The following is a 17,917-nucleotide window of genomic DNA, read 5'->3' as shown; positions in this document are numbered from 1 at the left end:
GCGGTAGCGTGTCCGAGCGGCCGAAGGAGCGCGCCTCGAAAGCGCGTGAGGTTCATAGCCTCCGTGGGTTCAAATCCCACCGCTACCGCCACACCGGGAAGCCGGGTCCGTCAGGGCCCGGCTTCCGGTCTTTCCGGGGTCGTTCGGCCCCTCGCCGCCCCGCATGCCGGAAGCCGGGCCCCTCCCCGGGACCCGGCCTCCGATCGTGCACCGGCGCGTCCGGCCGCCCCGACCCCCGACGGAGCGGCACGATGGACGACGCCGGCCCGGGCTCGACACTCTGCCCCTGTGTCGAGACCGGGTCGGCCCTCAGAGCAGGCCGTCGACCACCGGGCCCGCGGCCTCCCAGACGCCGCCCAGCAGGCCACCGACGCCTTCGGCGACGCCGGTCAGCAGGCCGGTGCGGCCCTCGCCGTCGTCCGCGACGGACGACACGTGCTCGCCACCGACGGCGGAGTGGCCCGCGTAGGACTCACCCGCCATCGCGGACCCCGCCAGCCCGATGCCCGCGGCACCCACGGCGGCAGCTCCTACGGCGATCCGAACTCGATTCCTCACGTACCCGTTTCCTCTCGTCGATCGTTGTGACGGCGTGGCCCGGGACGACCCCGGAACACGGCGCGAATGCTGATCGACTCGCGACGAGGGCGGCAATCGGCCGTCGGGGCGCAGCCGAACGGGTGTACCGGCTGCCGGGCGGTCGAGCCCGGCGCGCTCGACCGGACGCCCGGCGGGGCCGGTGCGCCGGTCACGGCGGATGTCCCACGTCTGCCACCGCGGCGCGTGCGGGGTTGGCGCCAGGGCCGCAGGGGCGACGTACGGCGGCGGGGTTGCCCGGCGAACGCATGAATCCCGGATCGCAACGGGGCCGTGATCTGCGAGCGGCGCCGACGAGCGGAGCGGCCGCCACGATGACCGGCGGTCACCGGTCGCGAGAGGGTCTCGCCGGGGTGACGGGGCGGTCTCGGCGCCGGTGCGCGATGCGCCTCGCCTCCGGAGACCGTCGTGGGGGATGTCGTCGCGGCGGCCCGAGTCGTTTCACCCGGCGGCCGGTGACGTGTGCCGACGGCGTGGACGGCCGGTTGCCCGGCCCGGCCGGACCGGCGCACCGTTCCGCGGTGATCCGCTCCGAACCGCTCCGACCTGCGACGACACCGCCTCCGACCGTGGTCCGACGCCGCGGATCCACCCCTGCTCCGATGTGTCCGGCACCCGTCCGGCGCGACCCTGGAGGCACCTCGGAGACACGACCGGGAGACACGAAGGAGCTGGAGATGACCACCATGACCACCGACCCGCACGGACCCGCCCCGCGAGCGGCCGGAGACCCGGACGCCTACCCCGTGCTGACGGTCCTGATGCTGATGCTCGGCGGTTTCGTCCTGCCGGTCGTCGGCTGGCTGGCCGGCGTCGTGATGCTCTGGACCGGCCGCGCCTGGAGCACCGGCGAGAAGTGGCTGGGGACGCTCGTGTGGCCGGCGGTCGTCGTCGTGCCGGGTGGTCTGGTGCTCGCCACCGGCGCGCTGGGAGGCGTGGGGAACGGCGCGCCGGGCTGGCTGATCGTCGCCGCGGCCGTGCTCGGTGTGCTGGGCGTCCTCGTCCTGCTGCCGTGGACCTTCGTCCGGCTCCTGCGCGCCGGGCGACGGTGATCCGGCCCGTGCACCGCGCCGCCGTGCACCCGCGCCCGTCGTCGGCTTCTCCGGCGCGGGTGCGGACGCGGCATTTCGGACGACACCCTGTCGCCGGTTCGATCTTTCTGGTCGCTGTTCACCCGTACGGGTGGCATGCGCCACTGGCAGGCAACCTGCCTGTGCGGACCCATGGCTTCCGATGGATCCGCATCTGCGGATAAGGGTGCCCTGACCGGCGGGTCGTTGACCTGCGAATCAGATGGTCGCACACAACCGTCCTCGCGGAGATCGATCGACAGCGTCCACGCGTACCGGCGCGTAACCGTCGAAAGAACCTCCTCGTTGCCCGTTTCGAGAGCCCGCGGCAGTCCCCGCTCCCCGCTACGGACGCCGCTGCACGGGCCCACGCAATGCAGCACCCCGGAGAGGACAACGATGCCCGCTCACCGCGCCCCCGCTCCTGAGCGCCCGGCGTCCGGCGACGGCCGGAAGGACGTCAGCCGCCGCCGTTTCCTCGGATACCTGATCGCCGCCCCGACTCTCGTCGTCGCGGCCGAGGTCGGCCGACAGACCATGTTCGGCGGCACCAGCGCTCCCGTCGCCAACGCCGCAGCGATCCCGTCGCCCCCGCTCCCGGCCGAGCTCTACGACCTGCTCGACGTCATCCGCGACACCGCCCGGCCGACCGCGAACCTGGTCAAGGTCGAGGTGAACCGGGACGGCACCGTGTCGTTCGCGCTGCCGCGCTCGGACAACGGCCAGGGCATCATCACCTCCACCCAGATGATCATCGCCGAGGAGATGAACCTCGACCCGGACCAGGTGAACGTCACCTTGGCCGATGCCCGGCCCGAGCTGGTCTTCAACCAGCTCACCGGCGGCTCGACGACGACCTTCTCCACGTACACGCCGATCCGGGTCGCGGCCGCACTGGCTCAGGGCCGGTTGCTCGCCGCGGCGGCCAACGAGCTGCGCCAGGACGTGAACGTCCTCAAGAGCAGGCAGGGCCTGATCACCGGGCTGAACGGCGAGGAGCTGCCCTTCGGCGAGCTCACCGAGGCCGCCTCGGTCTCGGTCACCGAGGCGTCCGAGGTCGTCCTCAAGGACCGTGAGGAGTTCACGGTCATCGGGACCCGGCGGAACAAGTCCGACCAGCTCGCCATGGTGACCGGCAAGAAGCAGTTCCTCACCGACATGCAGATTCCGGACGCGCTGCCGACCGTCATCTGCCGCGGACCGAACGTCAACTCGGCTCCGCTCGGCGTCAACAACATCGACGAGGTCCGGAACATGCCGGGCGTCACCGACGTCGAGCAGGTCAGTGTCGGCGTCGCGGTGCGCGCGAAGACCTTCGGTCAGGCCGTCGACGGGGTGAACGCGCTCGACGTGAACTGGGACGCTGGCACCGCCGAGGGCGAGAACGACGAGTCGGTGCTGGCGAAGCTGCGTGAGGGCGAGCTGCCGCTGGCCGTCCCGCAGGTCGCCGGTGAGACCGTCGAGGGCGACTTCACCTTCTACTTCCGCAGCAACTCGGCACTCGAGACCAACTGCGCCATCGCCGTCGTCGGCGACGGGCAGGCGGAGATCTGGGGCCCGTCCAAGTCGCCGATCGCCGCTCAGGCGGAGATCGCGAAGAAGCTCGGCATGGCCCAGAACGCGGTGACGGTGCACGTCACCGAGGGCGGCGGGTCGTTCGGCCGCCGGCTGTTCTTCGACGCGCTCGAGGAGGCAGCCGAGGTCTCGCAGACGATGGGCAAGCCGGTCAAGCTCATGTGGACCCGGTCCGACGACTCCCGCCAGGGCCGCACGCACCCGATGGCGACGTGCCGGGTCAGGGCCCAGGTGTCGGGAGATGCGGTCTCCAGCTTCGAGATCGCCCACACCAGTGTCGCGACCGAGATCAACCCTGGGCTGTCCGAGGCGATCACCGCCGCGGCGAACAAGGCCCCGCTGGGGAACCTCACCGTCTCGGAGAGCATCTACGTCACGACCCAGACCAACCCGTACAACGTCGGGGTGGCGACCTCTCTGCTCAACGAGGTCGACATGCGGTTCAACACCTGTTCCATGCGGAACATCTACTCGCCGGACACGGCGACCGCACGGGAGCTGATGGTCGACCAGGTCGCGGCGAAGATGGGCAAGGACCCGTACGAGTTCCGGTCGGCGTTCACGAAGCTCACCCGGTGGAAGAACGTCGTCGACCGTGCTGCCGAGGAGGCGGACTGGGGCAAGTCGATGCCGGAGGGGACCGCCCAGGGCATCGCCATGCACGTCGAGTACAAGGGCGTCGCCTGCGCGGTCGTCGAGCTCGACTGCCGCCCGGAGACCGTCAACCGCGAGATCCGGTCCGCCCGCACCGGCCCGCGTGTCACGAAGGTGACCTACGTCGTCGACGGCGGCCTGATCATCAACCCGCGCGGGTTCGAGGCACAGATGATGGGCGGGATCAACGACGGCATCGCGATGACGCTGACCGCCGGTCTGCACCTGGTGGACGGGCACTTCGTCGAGGCGAGCTGGGACAACTACTTCTACACCCGGCAGTGGAACACCCCGCCCGAGATGAACATCATCGTCATCGAGGACTCCGAGGCGCCCGAGCCCGGTGGCGCCGGTGAGTTCGGTGTCGCGGCGACCTGCGGCGCGATCGCCTGCGCCTACGCGCGGGCCACCGGGACGGTCCCTACCGAGTTCCCGATCCTGCACAAGGAGCCGCTCCCCTTCGAGCCGTACCCGACGATCCCGCCCATCCCGCCGTCGCCGACCAACGGTCGCGAGCTGGCCCGCTGACCTGCCTCGACGAGGAGATCAATCATGTCCACGCACACGTTCACGCTGAACGGTGAGAAGGTCACCGTCGACGTCGAGGACGACGTCCGGCTGCTGTGGGTCCTGCGCGACGTGCTCGGGGTGACCGGCCCGAAGTACGGATGCGGGATCAACGTCTGCAAGGCCTGCACGAGCCACGTCAACGGCAAGGCCTTCAACCCCTGTGCCACCCCGATCGGCACCCTCGAGGAGGGCGACGAGATCACCACGATCGAGGGTCTGGCCGACGGTGACACTCTGCACCCGATGCAGCAGGCGTGGGTCGACAACGACGTCGCCCAGTGCGGGTACTGCCAGCCCGGCCAGATCATGGCTGCTGTCGCCCTGGTCAGGCGTGCCGAGGCCGAGGGCTTCTCGATCGACGACGAGGCCCTCGACGAGATCCGCAACATCTGCCGGTGCGGTACGTACAACCGCATCCGTGAGGCGATCAAGGCCGGCGCCGACAACATGTGACCACCTGTCGGCCACTGGGCCGTTAGGGTGTACGGCAGGTCTCTGCCGTCGTGTTGATGACCGCTCCCCACACAGAAGGACGGATTCGATGAAGAACCGGATGCGCCGGACCCTGGTCGCCGTGGGCGCCCTCGGTGCCGTGGCGTTCCCGCTGGCAGGGTTCGCCGCCGCCGACACCGGCGACGACGAGCACGGCTACCCCAGCACCCAGAGCCCGACCCAGGGTGTCGACGCCGTGGGAGCCACGGCGGACACTGCCGCCTATGGCCTCTTCGACGCGCTCGACGGTTTCTCGTCGAGCAACCGGCCGGACGGCGTCAACGGCACCGACACCGAGTTCCCGCAGGCGGACCCGCGGTTCGTCGAGGGCCCGGTCGGTGGGCTGCTGGTGAACGGACCCTTCGAGTAAGGGGCTCCCCGCGCGGCGGCGGGGTCGGACCGGGGAGACCCGGACCGGCCCCGCCGTCGTCGTTCTAGTGGGCGAGCTTCAGCCCGACCACGCCGCCGACGATCGCCACCAGGCACAGCAGCCGCGCGGTCGACGCGGGCTCGCCCAGCGCGGCCATCCCGTAGACCGCCGTGCCGACCGCGCCGATGCCGACCCAGATCGCGTACGCGGTCCCGACCGGCAGTTCCCGCAGGGCCAGCGACAGCCCGCCCATGCTCAGCACCAGCGCCACGCCGAAGACGATCGACGGCGTCAGCCGGCTGAAGCCCCGGCTCTGTGACAGGGCCGCGGCCCACACCGTCTCCAGCAGGCCGGAGACGACCAGATAGATCCACGCCATGACGAGCGCTCCTCCCGGACAGCTGCGTCGTCTTGGCGATCCGGGTACGGCGCGTCTCGTCCGGGGAGCCCGCCGTGCGGCGGTCCGGACCCCAGTCTGCCCGGTCGCGCGGGACGGGCAAGCGATGGTGACCGGTCCGACCACGGATCTTGCTCGTCGGTGATTCCTCCCGCATAATGTTCGGCATGCCTAACTCACGGTCTATGGCTTGGCGAACATCTGGGGTGGTACTGGCCTGCGTGCTGGTCCTCGCCGGGTGCGGAGCGGGGCCGGAGCCCGCGGACCCGGACGACCCGCGTCCGGTGGTGCTGGCGACCTTCACCGTGATCGCCGACATGGCCCGCGAGGTCGGCGGCGACCGGGTCCGGGTCGAGTCGATCACCCGCCCCGGGGCGGAGATCCACGACTACGAGCCGGTCCCCGGTGACCTGGTGCGCGGCGCGGACGCGGACCTGGTGCTCGACAACGGGCTCGGTCTGGAGCGCTGGTTCGAGCAGTTCGTGGACCGGTCCGAGGCCCGGTCGGCGACCGTGAGCGACGGCGTCGACGTGCTGCCGATCGCCGCGGGGGAGTACCGCGACCGCCCGAACCCGCACGCCTGGATGTCGCCGGTGGCCGGCGAGCGCTACGTCGCGAACATCCGCGACGCGCTCGTGGAGCTCGACCCGGCGGGACGCGACGTCTACACCGCCAACGCGGCCGGCTACGCCGAGCGGATCCGGCAGGTCGGGGAGGAGCTCCGGGCCGACCTGGGCCGACTCCCCGACGCCCAGCGGGTGCTCGTGACCTGTGAGGGCGCGTTCTCCTACCTGGCCCGGGACATGGGGCTGCGGGAGTCCTACCTGTGGCCGGTGAACAGCGACGCCGAGGGCACCCCGGACCAGATCGCGTCGACGATCGCCGTCGTCCGGGACGACGCGGTGCCCGCCGTGTTCTGCGAGAGCACCGTGAACGACTCCGCGCAGCGGCAGGTCGCCGCCGAGACCGGCGCCCGGCTGGCGGGCCCGCTCTACGTCGACTCGCTGTCCGAGGAGGGCGGTCCGGTACCCAGCTACCTCGACCTGCTCCGGCACGACGCCCGGGTGATCTCGGACGGGCTGACGGGGGCGCAGCCGTGACCGCCGCGGTGCTGGAGGTGACCGGCCTGTCGGTGCGCTACGGCGAGGTCATCGCGCTCGACGGCGTCGACCTCCGGCTCGGCGCCGGCACCGTCTGCGGGCTGCTGGGGACCAACGGCTCCGGCAAGTCGACACTGTTCTCCGCCGTCATGGGGCTGGTCCGGCCGCACGCCGGCACCGTCCGGGTCGGCGACGGTGACGTCCGCGCGGCCCGGCGGGCGGCCGCGATCGCGTACATGCCGCAGGCCGAGGCGATCGACAGGGACTTCCCGATCGTCGCGCACGAGGTCGTCATGACCGGGCGCTACGGCCGCATGGGGATCGGTCGCAGGCCCCGGGCGGCCGACCGGACGGCCGTCGCCGACGCGCTGGAGCGGGTCGGCCTGACCGGCCTGGCCGACCGGCAGATCGGCAGGCTGTCGGGCGGTCAGCGCAAGCGGGTGTTCCTCGCCAGGGCGATCGCCCAGGACGCGCCGCTGCTGCTGCTCGACGAGCCGTTCGCCGGTGTCGACCACGGCACGCAGGAGGCGATGACGGCGGTCCTGCACGAGCTGCGCGACGCCGGCCGCACCGTCCTCGTGTCGACGCACGACATCGGCGGCGTCGAGCGGCTGTGCGACCGGGCGGTCCTGCTGGCCAACCGGCTGCTGGCCGACGGCCCGCCGGGCGAGGTGCTCACCCCCGGGGTGCTGGGCCGCGTGTTCGGGTTCTCCGCCACATGATCGCCTGGGTGCTGGAGCCGCTGCAGTTCGGGTTCATGCAGCGTGCGCTGCTCGTCGCGGTCGTGGCGGGCTCGGTCGGCGCGCTGCTGTCCTGCTGGCTGACCCTCGTCGGCTGGTCGCTGATGGGCGACGCCGTGTCGCACGCGGTGCTGCCCGGGGTGGTGCTGTCCTACATCGTCGGGATCCCGTTCGGGATCGGCGCGTTCGTGTTCGGCGCCGGTGCCGTCGGTCTGATCGGGCTGGTCCGGCGGACGTCGCGGGTGAAGGAGGACGCCGCGATCGGCGTCGTGTTCACCGGGCTGTTCGCGCTCGGGCTGATCCTGATCTCGCGCACTCCCAGCGACACCGACCTGTCCCACATCCTGTTCGGGAACCTGCTCGGGCTGTCCGTCGCCGACGTCGTCCAGATCGTCGTGCTGGGCCTCGTGACGATCGCGGTGGTCGCGCTGCGCCGGCGGGACTTCACCCTGGTCGCGTTCGACCGGGTGCACGCGCACGCGGTCGGGATCGACCCGCGCCGGGTGGAGGCCCTGCTGCTCGGGCTGCTCGCGCTCGCCGTCGTGGTCGCGCTGCAGGCTGTCGGGATCGTGCTGGTGGTGGCGGTGCTGATCATCCCCGGGGCGACGGCCTTCCTGCTGACGGACCGGATGGAGCGGATGCTGCTCCTCGCCGTCGGGGTGGCGGTCGTCGCCGGGGTGGCGGGCACCTATGTCAGCTACTACGCGAACGTCTCCACCGGGGGTGCGGTGGTGGTCAGCCTGGCCACGGCGTTCGCGCTGGCGTACCTGTTCGGGCCGCGGCACGGCGTGATCGCGCGGTACCTGGCCGGGCGGCGTCCCGCGGTGCAGGAACCCGGTGCCCGGCGGGCGGGGTGACGGCCGGGTCGTCGCGACGGCGGGTTCGCGGGCGGCGCAGCGATCCGCCCGGAGCGAACGGCGGGCACCCCGCAGTGCCGCCCGGACTACCGTCCGGCCGCATGGACGACGACCTCCGCACGGCCGAACGGCGGCTGCAGGCCGCCCAGCTCGCCTCCGACGTCACGGAGCTGGACGCCCTGCTCGACGACGCGGCGCTGTTCACGGGCCCGGACGGGACGGTCCTGGCCAAGGCCGACGACCTGCGGGCCCACCGTGACGGTGCACAGGTCCTGCGGCGGAGCGAGGAGCTGGAGCTCCGCACCCGGGTGGCCGGCCCGACCGGGGTCACCTGGGTGCTCGTCGCGCTGGAGGGGGAGACGGCGGGCGAGGCGTTCGCCGCCCGGGTCCGCTACACCCGCACCTGGGCGCACGACGACGGCGCGGGCTGGCAGGTGCTCGCCGCCCACGCGTCCGTCGTGGGCTGAACGGCGACCCGCGGCCGGGTCAGAACATGCCGTTGTCGTTGGCCGAGGTCGCCGGGACGACCTGCAGGACGTCCCAGTGCTCGACGATCCGGCCGTCGTCGTCCACGCGGAAGATGTCGATCCCGGCGTAGTCGTCGCCACCCGGCCAGGTCTGGTGGCAGTGCAGCACGACCAGGTCGCCCTCGGCGACGACACGGACGAACCGCACGTGCTTGCCGGGGTACTCCGCGGCCATCCGTTCGAAGTAGTCGACGAAGGCCTGCTTGCCGTCGGCGACGTGCACGTTGTGCTGGGTGTAGGTGTCCCCGGCGTAGCGCTCCAGCGCCTCGGCGGGCCTGCACCCGTTGAACATCAGGTCGTAGAACGCCCGGACGTTGTCCTTGTTGGCCTGCAGGTCGGTGCCGGTCATGACGGGCTAGCCTCCGCTGTGCGGTGTTCGGTCCGGACGGACCGCCCAACCGGGACGTCCCCGGTTTCATTCCGCTCCACGACCGGCGACGCGCGAGGGGCAGCCCACCGTCCGGTCCCGACCGGCCGTATGTCCGCGATGCGCACCGAATGGCCAGTCTCCGACCAGTCGTGCTGATTCCCTTGCGCACCAATGCCACCACGGTGTGATGTGAATCTCCTCATGTCGTCGCGACGTCGACCTCCGCGACGGTTCCGGGCTGCGGCCCGGAGCTGCCCGGCCGGCAACGAGGAGGTAGCCGTGGAGGGAAGGCCTCACGAGAGGTCGCAGGTGGTGTCGGTGCCCTCGATGATCGATCCGGCCGAGCTCAGCACCGAGGTGCTCGAAGCGCTGCTCGACGCGTGCGGTCGTGAGCTGCACCGGCGTCAGCAGACTCCGACGGGTCTCGTGCTGATCGAGGTGCACCCGTCCTGAGTCGCGGCCCCGGGCGGCGGCACGGCGGCCGCACCTGCGTCCGGAACGCCGAACGCCGGGCCACCCGTGGGGTGTGCCCGGCGCTCTGCCTGTTCAGGCTGGCGGAGGATACGGGATTTGAACCCGTGAGGGATTGCTCCCAACACGCTTTCCAAGCGTGCGCCCTAGGCCACTAGGCGAATCCTCCGCGAAGAAGGTTACCTGCCGCCCGGGGCCGTCCGTCACGGCCCCCTCGGCCCCGGCGGGCCCGCTCCGTGGCACACTGTCCGTGGACCCCGTGCGGCGTCCATCCTGTGAACTCCCCCAGGGCCGGAAGGCAGCAAGGGTCAACAGGCTCTGGCGGGTGCGCGGGGTCCCCTTCTGTCTCCGGCCGGTCGGTGTTCCCGGTGTCGGAAACCGTCGGCCCCCCTCGGTAACCTCGCGGCGTGGCTCTGGCTCTGTACCGCAAGTACCGCCCGGCCAAGCTGGCCGACGTCGTGGGGCAGGAGCACGTCACCGAGCCCCTGGCCACTGCCCTGTCCGCGGGGCGGGTCAACCATGCGTACCTGTTCTCGGGCCCGCGCGGCTGCGGGAAGACGTCGTCGGCGCGGATCCTGGCCCGCTCGCTGAACTGCGTCCAGGGGCCCACGCCGGACCCGTGCGGCGAGTGCGGGTCCTGCGTGTCGCTCGCACCCGAGGGTCCGGGGAACATCGACGTCATCGAGCTCGACGCGGCCTCGCACGGTGGTGTCGAGGACGCGCGCGAGCTGCGTGACCGTGCGTTCTACGCGCCCGCCGAGTCGCGGTACCGCGTGTTCGTGGTCGACGAGGCGCACATGGTCACCACCCAGGGCTTCAACGCGCTGCTCAAGATCGTCGAGGAGCCGCCGGAGCACCTGGTGTTCGTGTTCGCGACCACCGAGCCGGACAAGGTGCTGTCGACGATCCGCTCGCGCACCCACCACTACCCGTTCCGGCTGATCCCGCCGGGGACCATGCGCTCGCTGCTGGAGAGGATCTGCGGCGACGAGGAGGTCACCGTCGCGCCGCCGGTGTTCCCGCTGGTCATCCGGGCCGGCGGCGGCTCGGCGCGGGACACGCTGTCGGTGCTGGACCAGCTGCTGGCCGGTGCGGGCGACGGCGGGGTCACCTACGAGCGGGCCGTCGCCCTGCTCGGGGTCACCGACTCGGGCCTCATCGACGACGCGGTGGACGCGCTCGCCGCGGCCGACGGGGCCGCCGTCTACGGCGCGGTCGACCGGCTCGTCGAGGCCGGTCACGATCCCCGCCGGTTCGCGTCCGACCTGTTGCAGCGCTTCCGCGACCTGATGCTGGTCCAGGTCGTCCCGGACGCCGCGGAGCAGGGGCTGGTCGACGGTGCCGAGGACGAGCTCTCCCGGATGGCCGACCAGGCGGCCCGGCTCGGTCCGGCCGCGCTGACCCGCTACGGCGAGATCCTGCACCAGGGCCTGATCGACATGCGGGGCGCGACGGCTCCGCGGCTGCTGCTGGAGCTGCTGTGCGCCCGGATGCTGCTGCCGGCGGCGACGACGTCGGACGGCGGGCTCCTCGAGCGGCTGGAGCGGATCGAGCGGCGCAATGCGATCGCCGTCGACCCCGGCGACGACGGCGGGGCCGCCAAGCGCTTCGTGCGGCCCAGCGAGCGGTCCGGTCAGGGTGGCGACGCGGCGTCGCGGCCGGCCGCGGCCGACGGCGGGTCCGCTCCTGCCGCCGGGAACGGTCGCGGCGCCTCGACGACCGCGGCGGTGCCGGCCGGCGGGGCCGCCCCGGCGCGGGAGCAGGCCGGCGCCGGTGACGACGACGCCCGTGACGGCGCGGCGGCCGAGCCCGCACCCGCCGCCGAGCGGGTGGCGGGTGCGGAGTCCAGCGGTGCAGGGCCCGCGGCAGGGTCGGGCGGTACACGGCAGGCGCCGGAGCGTCCCGTCCCGGAGACCGACACCGAGAGCTCCGTCGAGCCGCGGAGCGAGGCCGCTGGAGCCTCCGTCACCCCGCAGGCCACCGGCTCGCCGCCGCAGGCCACCACGGAGCAGGAGGCCACCACGGAGCCGCAGGCTCCCGTGGGGGAGCCGGCTCCCGCGGGGAGTACCGCCGCCGCGGGCGAGCCCGCCGCGAGGGATCAGGCGGCCGAGCCGCTCCCGCCGGCCCCCGGACACCGGACCACGCCGGCCCCCGAGCCACAGCCCGGGGCCGGGCCGGACGAGGCGGCGAGGCACCCCGACCCGCCGCGCGACGGGGCCCCCGCGGACGCGGTCCCGCCGTCGTCGGCGCAGCCCGCGCCCGCGGTCGCGTCGCTGGACGCGACCGCCGTCCGACGGGTGTGGCCGGAGATCCTCGCGGCCGTCCGCCAGCGCAGCCGCAGCACCGAGGCGCTGCTGGTCAACGCCACCGTCCGGGCGGTCGACGGGGACACCCTGGTGCTGGCGATCGGCGCCCCGCCGCTGGCCCGGCGGCTCTCCGAGTCGCGCAACACCGACGTGATCAGCGAGGCGCTGCGCGCGGTGCTCGGCGTGCAGTGGCAGGTCCGCTGCGACCAGGGCGAGGCGGCCGGGCAGCAGCGCCGGGCCGCGCCGGAACGCCAGCAGCGCCCGGTCCCGCAGCGACCGTCCCAGCGGCAGGCCGCGCAGCAGGGCGACGGGGCGCAGGCTCGTCCGGCCCGGCGCCAGGGCGGTCCGGACGGCGACATCCCGCTGCCGCCCGAGCCCCCGCCGGAGGATGCACCACCCGACCCGCACGAGGGTGGACCCGCCCGGGGCGGCCGTACCGCGGCGGGCGGGCAGGGAGCGCCGTCCCCGCGCGCCAGCCAGGCCGACGAGGAGGAGGCGATGCTCGCGGAGGCCGCGGCCGAGGCGTCGGCACCGGGTGTGCGGCGCGATCCGGAGGCCGCGGCGCTCGGGATCCTGCAGGAGCACCTGGGCGCCCGCACCGTCGACCCGAAGTGACGTCGGGCCCGCGGGGTCAGCGCTCGAGGTGGGCGAGCACCCCGGCGCTCACGGCGGCCGCGTAGCGGTCCCGGCCCTGCGGGCTCGACATCGCCGCGGCCTCGGCGGGGTTGCGCATGTTCCCCGCCTCGACCAGCGCTGTCGGGACGGCGGACGTGTTCAGCCCGGCGAGGTCGTCGCGCCCGTCGAGTCCGTCCCGTCCGATGTAGTCGGCGGGCGGGATCCCGTCGGAGCGCAGCGCGTCGCGCAGCGTGGTGGCGAGCCGCAGCGACTCCGGTCCGGTCCCGTGCACCGGTGGGTCCGCGTAGGCGACGTGGAAGCCGCGGGCCGACGGGCTCGATCCGTCGGCGTGCAGCGACACCGCGGCCACGGCGCCGGCCCGGCGGGCGGCCGCGCCGCGCTCGTCGACGCAGGGGCCGACGCCGTCGTCGTCGGTCCGGGTCATGACCACCCGCACCCCGGCGGCCTCCAGCCGGGTCCGGACCCGCTGGGCGAGGTCCCAGGTGAAGGCGTGCTCGGGATAGCCGTCCGAGGTGGAGGTGCCGGTCGTGTTGCACGGTTTCGTCCCACCGCGCCCGTCCGGGACCTGGCGGGTGATCGCCGTCCGGGCCGCGGCGTTCCCGCCGTTGTGGCCGGGATCGAGGAGCACGACCGGTGCCGGCGGGTCCGGTGTGCGGGCGGCGACCGGGGTGGTCCGGGAGGTGGTGTCCGCGGCGGCCGGGCCGGGCTCGGGCGGCGGTGTGCATCCCGTGCACAGCGCGGCTGCGGCCAGGGCGGCGACGGCGGCGGAGCGGATCGGGGTGACCACGGTGCGACAGCCTGACACGGCTACCCTGGTGGGGGAGACGTCCGCACCGGCCGTGTCGGGGTGACACACCCGGACGCGCGGGCCGGGACCCGACAGCGAGGGGTACGCCGTGCAACCCGGTCAGCCCGACATGCAGATGATCCTGCAGCAGGCCCAGAAGATGCAGCAGCAGCTGCAGCAGGCCCAGGCGGAGCTCGCCGAGGCGGAGGTGACCGGCCAGGCCGGTAACGGCCTCGTCGAGGTCACCGTCACCGCCGGCCTGGAGCCGCGCTCGGTCCGGATCGACCCGAAGGTCGTCGACCCGGACGACGTCGAGACCCTGCAGGACCTCGTCGCCGGCGCGATGTCCGACGCGGTCCGCCGCGCCCAGGAGCTGCAGCAGGAGAAGATGGGCCCGCTGGCCGGCGGCCTCGACATGGGCGGCCTGGGCCTCCCGGGCGCCTGAGGTGTTCGAAGGCCCCGTACAGGATCTGATCGACGAGCTCGGCCGCCTGCCGGGCGTCGGTCCGAAGAGCGCCCAGCGGATCGCGTTCCACCTGCTGGCGGCGGATCCGGCGGACATCGCCCGGCTCCAGGAGGTCCTGCAGACGGTCAAGCAGGGCGTCGCGTTCTGCGAGGTCTGCGGGAACGTCTCCTCCGACACCCGCTGCCGGTACTGCTCGGACGCCCGCCGTGACCCGGCGCTGCTGTGCGTGGTCGAGGAGCCCAAGGACGTCCTGGCCGTGGAGCGGACCCGCGAGTTCAAGGGGCGCTACCACGTGCTCGGTGGCGCGCTCGACCCGCTGGCCGGGGTCGGCCCGGACACGCTGCGGATCCGCGAGCTGCTCGCCCGGCTCGGTGGCACCGGCCCCGCGCAGGACGAGACGTCGATCTCCGAGGTCATCATCGCCACCGACCCGAACACCGAGGGCGAGGCGACGGCGACCTACCTGGTCCGGCTGCTCCGGGACTTCCCCGGGCTGACCGTCACCCGGCTGGCGTCGGGGCTGCCGATGGGCGGCGATCTCGAGTTCGCCGACGAGATGACCCTCGGCCGCGCGCTCGCCGGCCGTCGCGCGTTGTAGCTCCGGGACGGCCGGCCCCGGAACGGCGAACGGCCGGCGCCGTCCGGAACGGACGTGGACCGGCCACCCGGCGCAGCAACCCCCCGCCGCTGCGCCGTTCCTTCCTCCCGGGGCCTCGGGGCCCGGGTCGTGCTTCTAGTCGGTGTCCTCGTCGCCCCACGCGTCGACGTGGTGCGGGCTGCGGTGCAGCTGGCGCTGCCTGCGCTCCCACGCCCGCCGGCGTTCGGCCGCGATCCGGCGCCACGCCCCGTTCTGGCGGGACTCGGTCACCCCGATCACGATCGCCGTGATGACGACGACCGCCAGTCCGGAGAGGACCAGCGTGACCAGGGCGATCACGGCGACCACCGCCCGGTGCGGGTGCTCTGGTGCTTGCCGGTGTGCGGCACCTGTGCCTTGCGGATCATGTCGTTCTCCCTTCTGTTCTGCTCGTGGTGTGCGTCCCCCGGCAGTGCCGTGCGGTGTGCTGCCCGTCACGTCCGGGTACGTCCCAGGGTGCCGGATCCGGATGTGCCGTGCAATTGCAAAGCTGATGAAAATTGCACGACCCGGGAGATTGCACGGGGGATGTGGTTGCATGACCCGGGGTCCGCGGTCGGGCGGACCGGAGGCACCGGGAGGGCGGGGTGGAGCAGGAGCCGGTCGGTGCGCGGCGCCGCCTCGGTGCGGAGCTGCGCCGCCTGCGGGGCAACGCCGGGATGAAGCTCGACGACGTCGCCCGCGGCCTCGCCTGCTCGACCTCGAAGATCAGCAGGCTGGAGAACGGCAAGGGGGTGCCCCGCGCCGGTGACGTCGACGCGCTCCTCGCCCTCTACGGCGGCGTCGCCGAGGTCGAGGCGGACATGCTCCGGCGGCTCGTCACGCAGAGCCGGACCCGGGGGTGGTGGGAACCCTTCACCGAGGGGCTGCGCACCGATCGGTACGAGCTCCCCGCGCCGGGCCGGTACGCCGCCGTGGAGACCGATGCGGTCGGCGTCGACGCGTTCGACCTCTCGGTCCTGCACGGCCTGCTGCAGACGCCCGAGTACGCCCGCGCCGTCCTCCGCGCCCGGTTGCCCCGGCACGACGAGTGGGAGATCGACCAGCTGGTCCACCTGCGCCGCCGCCGGCACGAGGCGCTCACCGCCGACCCGCCGCTGCGGTTGCGCTCGGTGATCGACGAGTCGGTGCTCGCCCGGGGGACCGGCGGCCCGGAGGTGATGGCGGGGCAGCTGGACCGGCTCCTCGACCTCTCCCGGCTGCCGAACGTGATCCTGCTGGTCCTGCCGTTCTCGGCGGGCGTCCAGCGGGCGCACACCGGACGCGTCGCGGTGCTGGAGATCCCCGACGAGCTCGGGTCGGACCTCGTGCACACGGAGGGTCACACGGGAGAGGCGTTCCTCGACTCGCCGAAGGATCTCGACGCCTTCCGGCGGGTGCTCGCCGACGTGCGCCGGGACGCGCTCGAACCGGAGGCGTCCCGTGAGGTCGTCGCGGCGTACCGGGACCGGCACCGCGCCGCCGCGGGCACCGCCCCGGCGTAACGGGAACGGTACATCCGTCCCACTTCGTAGCCCTTTCGTGACGCGAAGGTCTACCGGCAGGTAACGGACCGCTATAGGTTCCCGGTTCATCCGGGTGTCACCGCGCAAACATCGTGGAGGCATGCCCCGGCTACCGAGTGGGGGAACTGATGCGAGCCAGACGGTGGATGACGGCGGCCACGGCCGGGCTGCTGGCACTGACGATGACGGCGTGTGCGGCGTCGGAGCGCGGTGGCTCCGGTGGTGAGAGCGGCGGGAACTTCGTCTTCGGTGCCGCCGGTGCGCCGAAGAACTTCGACCCGATCTGGAACGACGACGGCGAGAGCTTCCGCCCGGCGCGCCAGATGTTCGACACCCTGATCACCTACAAGCAGGGCACCACGGAGCTGGAGCCCGGCCTCGCGACGGCCTGGCAGTCGTCACCGGACGGGAAGACCTGGACGTTCACCCTGCGTGAGGGCGTCACCTTCCACGACGGCACACCGTTCGACGCCGCGGCCGTCTGCTTCAACTTCGACCGCTGGTACACCATGCAGGGCGCCGCCGCCCAGAGCCAGATGATCTACTACGGCGACGTCTTCGAGGGCTTCGCGAAGAACGAGGGCGACGCCTCCGGCGACCCCGTCTACAAGTCCTGCACCGCGGAGAACCCGACCACCGCGGTGCTGCAGCTGAACAAGTTCAAGGGCGCGTTCCCGGCCGCGTTCGGACTGACCTCGCTGTCGATCTCCAGCCCGACTGCGTTGCAGCAGTACGACGCCGACGCCGTCACCCAGAGCGGTGACTCCTTCACCTACCCGGCCTACGCGAACGAGCACCCGACCGGCACCGGGCCGTTCCGGTTCGAGAGCTACGACAAGGCCAACGGCACCATCACGCTCGCCCGCAACGACGACTACTGGGGCGAGAAGGCCAAGGTCGACAAGCTGATCTTCAAGGTCATCCCGGACGAGAACGCCCGCAAGCAGGAGCTCGCCGCCGGCACCATCGACGGCTACGACTACCCGAGTCCCGCCGACTACGGGACCTTGAAGGAGCAGGGCAACCAGATCCTGATCCGTGACCCGTTCTCGATCCTCTACGTCGGCATCAACACCAAGAACAACCCCGCCCTGAAGGACGTCCGGGTCCGGCAGGCGATCGCCTACGCCATCGACCGGGAGTCGCTGGTGCGGACCAAGATGCCCGAGGGCTCGGCCGTCGCGCAGGAGTTCGTCCCGCCGACCGTCGCGGGCTACGCACAGGACGTCACCCAGTACCCGTACGACCCGGAGAAGGCCAAGCAGCTGCTCGCCGAGGCAGGTGCGCAGAACCTGACCCTGAACTTCTACTACCCGACCGAGGTCACCCGGCCCTACATGCCGAACCCGGCCGACCTGTTCTCGGCGATGTCGGCGAACCTCCAGGCCGTGGGCATCACCGTGAACCCGGTCGCGCGGCCGTGGAACGGCGGCTACAAGGACGACGTCCAGAAGGCCGGCAAGCACGACCTCCACATGCTCGGCTGGACCGGCGACTACAACGACGCCGGCAACTTCGTCGGCACGTTCTTCGGCCGGGAGAAGGCGGAGTTCGGCCCGCAGGACCCGGCGATGTACGACGCGCTCGCCAAGGCCGACGCGATCCCGGACCCGGCCGGCCACGCCGCGGCGTACGAGCAGGTCAACTCCGACATCGTCGGGAAGTACCTCCCGGCCGTGCCGATCCTGACGACCGGTCCCGCGATCGTCGTGAAGGACAACGTCCAGGGCGTCGTCCCGTCCCCGCTGACCGACGAGCGCTTCTACACCGTCAGCAAGAACTGACCACGT

General features: G+C 72.6%; 19 protein-coding genes, 2 tRNA genes, 1 other RNA gene and 1 riboswitch. Of the genes, 16 read left to right on the top strand and 6 right to left on the bottom strand.

Annotation, left to right across the window (positions count from 1 at the left end; translation table 11 throughout):
* Positions 1-2: 2 nt before the first annotated feature.
* Positions 3-91 (top strand) — tRNA-Ser (locus AD017_RS11810).
* 218 nt (positions 92-309) lie between these two features.
* Here the strand turns inward: AD017_RS11810 and AD017_RS11805 are convergent.
* Positions 310-519 carry a hypothetical protein gene (locus AD017_RS11805; protein ID WP_010227865.1) on the bottom strand — a complete coding sequence of 70 codons (210 nt, stop codon included), beginning with the start codon at positions 517-519 and terminating at the stop codon, positions 310-312.
* 755 nt (positions 520-1,274) lie between these two features.
* Between AD017_RS11805 and AD017_RS11800 the strand changes: the two genes are divergently transcribed.
* The 4 genes from AD017_RS11800 to AD017_RS11785 all read left to right on the top strand — a co-directional run bounded on the left by AD017_RS11800 (position 1,275) and on the right by AD017_RS11785 (position 5,328).
* Entirely contained in the window at positions 1,275-1,649 is a 375-nt protein-coding gene (locus AD017_RS11800; protein ID WP_010227867.1) for a hypothetical protein, read from the top strand.
* A gap of 417 nt (positions 1,650-2,066) precedes the next feature.
* Entirely contained in the window at positions 2,067-4,424 is a 2,358-nt protein-coding gene (locus AD017_RS11795; RefSeq protein WP_060574254.1) for a molybdopterin cofactor-binding domain-containing protein, read from the top strand.
* A gap of 24 nt (positions 4,425-4,448) precedes the next feature.
* Entirely contained in the window at positions 4,449-4,919 is a 471-nt protein-coding gene (locus AD017_RS11790) for a (2Fe-2S)-binding protein (RefSeq protein ID WP_060574253.1), read from the top strand.
* 88 nt (positions 4,920-5,007) lie between these two features.
* A complete protein-coding gene (locus AD017_RS11785) occupies positions 5,008-5,328 on the top strand; it encodes a hypothetical protein (protein WP_060574252.1) in 321 nt (106 codons plus the stop codon).
* Between the two features lie 64 nt (positions 5,329-5,392).
* Here the strand turns inward: AD017_RS11785 and AD017_RS11780 are convergent, their stop codons facing one another.
* On the bottom strand, positions 5,393-5,707 hold the full coding sequence (locus tag AD017_RS11780; RefSeq protein WP_060574251.1) for a multidrug efflux SMR transporter: 315 nt from the start codon (positions 5,705-5,707) through the stop codon (positions 5,393-5,395).
* Positions 5,708-5,728: 21 nt separating this feature from the next.
* Positions 5,729-5,795, bottom strand: a riboswitch (guanidine-III (ykkC-III) riboswitch).
* 136 nt (positions 5,796-5,931) lie between these two features.
* Here AD017_RS11780 and AD017_RS11775 point away from each other — a divergent pair.
* The 4 genes from AD017_RS11775 (at position 5,932) to AD017_RS11760 (ending at position 8,889) form a co-directional block, all read left to right on the top strand.
* On the top strand, positions 5,932-6,825 hold the full coding sequence (locus AD017_RS11775; protein WP_227012725.1) for a metal ABC transporter substrate-binding protein: 894 nt from the start codon (positions 5,932-5,934) through the stop codon (positions 6,823-6,825).
* Complete coding sequence (locus tag AD017_RS11770) at positions 6,822-7,547, top strand: metal ABC transporter ATP-binding protein (RefSeq protein WP_060574250.1); 726 nt, start codon at positions 6,822-6,824, stop codon at positions 7,545-7,547. Before AD017_RS11775 ends, AD017_RS11770 begins: the two co-directional genes overlap by 4 nt.
* Complete coding sequence (locus tag AD017_RS11765) at positions 7,544-8,422, top strand: metal ABC transporter permease (protein WP_060574249.1); 879 nt, start codon at positions 7,544-7,546, stop codon at positions 8,420-8,422. Before AD017_RS11770 ends, AD017_RS11765 begins: the two co-directional genes overlap by 4 nt.
* 101 nt (positions 8,423-8,523) lie before the next feature.
* Positions 8,524-8,889: a nuclear transport factor 2 family protein gene (locus tag AD017_RS11760; protein WP_010227883.1), complete on the top strand. Its 366-nt coding sequence runs from the start codon at positions 8,524-8,526 to the stop codon at positions 8,887-8,889.
* Between the two features lie 19 nt (positions 8,890-8,908).
* On the opposite strand, the gene AD017_RS11755 is transcribed toward AD017_RS11760, so the two are convergent.
* Positions 8,909-9,298: a nuclear transport factor 2 family protein gene (locus AD017_RS11755; RefSeq protein ID WP_010227885.1), complete on the bottom strand. Its 390-nt coding sequence runs from the start codon at positions 9,296-9,298 to the stop codon at positions 8,909-8,911.
* Between the two features lie 339 nt (positions 9,299-9,637).
* On the opposite strand from AD017_RS11755, the gene AD017_RS37010 reads away from it, so the two are divergent.
* Positions 9,638-9,772 carry a hypothetical protein gene (locus tag AD017_RS37010; RefSeq protein WP_255356987.1) on the top strand — a complete coding sequence of 45 codons (135 nt, stop codon included), beginning with the start codon at positions 9,638-9,640 and terminating at the stop codon, positions 9,770-9,772.
* Positions 9,773-9,871: 99 nt separating this feature from the next.
* Here the strand turns inward: AD017_RS37010 and AD017_RS11750 are convergent.
* Positions 9,872-9,959, bottom strand: a tRNA-Ser gene (locus AD017_RS11750).
* Between the two features lie 80 nt (positions 9,960-10,039).
* On the opposite strand from AD017_RS11750, the gene ffs reads away from it, so the two are divergent.
* Together ffs and AD017_RS11740 are read left to right on the top strand one after the other, a co-directional pair.
* Positions 10,040-10,134, top strand: an RNA gene (ffs, locus tag AD017_RS11745) — signal recognition particle sRNA small type.
* 63 nt (positions 10,135-10,197) lie between these two features.
* Positions 10,198-12,711: a DNA polymerase III subunit gamma and tau gene (locus AD017_RS11740; RefSeq protein ID WP_060574248.1), complete on the top strand. Its 2,514-nt coding sequence runs from the start codon at positions 10,198-10,200 to the stop codon at positions 12,709-12,711.
* Positions 12,712-12,727: 16 nt separating this feature from the next.
* Here AD017_RS11740 and AD017_RS11735 read toward each other — a convergent pair whose 3' ends face one another.
* Complete coding sequence (locus AD017_RS11735; RefSeq protein WP_145984046.1) at positions 12,728-13,519, bottom strand: N-acetylmuramoyl-L-alanine amidase; 792 nt, start codon at positions 13,517-13,519, stop codon at positions 12,728-12,730.
* A gap of 130 nt (positions 13,520-13,649) precedes the next feature.
* Here AD017_RS11735 and AD017_RS11730 point away from each other — a divergent pair, with 130 nt between their 5' ends.
* Positions 13,650-13,964, top strand: a complete 315-nt coding sequence (locus AD017_RS11730) for a YbaB/EbfC family nucleoid-associated protein (RefSeq protein WP_010243985.1) — start codon at positions 13,650-13,652, stop codon at positions 13,962-13,964.
* Between the two features lies 1 nt (position 13,965).
* Positions 13,966-14,583, top strand: coding sequence for a recombination mediator RecR (recR, locus tag AD017_RS11725; protein WP_010243983.1), 618 nt, complete (start codon positions 13,966-13,968; stop codon positions 14,581-14,583).
* A gap of 135 nt (positions 14,584-14,718) precedes the next feature.
* Here recR and AD017_RS11720 read toward each other — a convergent pair whose 3' ends face one another.
* Positions 14,719-14,922: a hypothetical protein gene (locus AD017_RS11720; protein WP_029240143.1), complete on the bottom strand. Its 204-nt coding sequence runs from the start codon at positions 14,920-14,922 to the stop codon at positions 14,719-14,721.
* Positions 14,923-15,209: 287 nt separating this feature from the next.
* Between AD017_RS11720 and AD017_RS11715 the strand changes: the two genes are divergently transcribed.
* Together AD017_RS11715 and AD017_RS11710 are read left to right on the top strand one after the other, a co-directional pair.
* Positions 15,210-16,106, top strand: coding sequence for a helix-turn-helix transcriptional regulator (locus AD017_RS11715; protein ID WP_060574247.1), 897 nt, complete (start codon positions 15,210-15,212; stop codon positions 16,104-16,106).
* Positions 16,107-16,273: 167 nt separating this feature from the next.
* On the top strand, positions 16,274-17,911 hold the full coding sequence (locus tag AD017_RS11710; protein ID WP_174521797.1) for an ABC transporter substrate-binding protein: 1,638 nt from the start codon (positions 16,274-16,276) through the stop codon (positions 17,909-17,911).
* Positions 17,912-17,917: the final 6 nt, after the last annotated feature.

The sequence above is a fragment of the Pseudonocardia sp. EC080619-01 genome (assembly GCF_001420995.1).
In the GTDB taxonomy this organism is placed as follows: Bacteria; Actinomycetota; Actinomycetes; order Mycobacteriales; family Pseudonocardiaceae; genus Pseudonocardia.
This window is presented reverse-complemented; position numbering and strand designations above follow the sequence as displayed.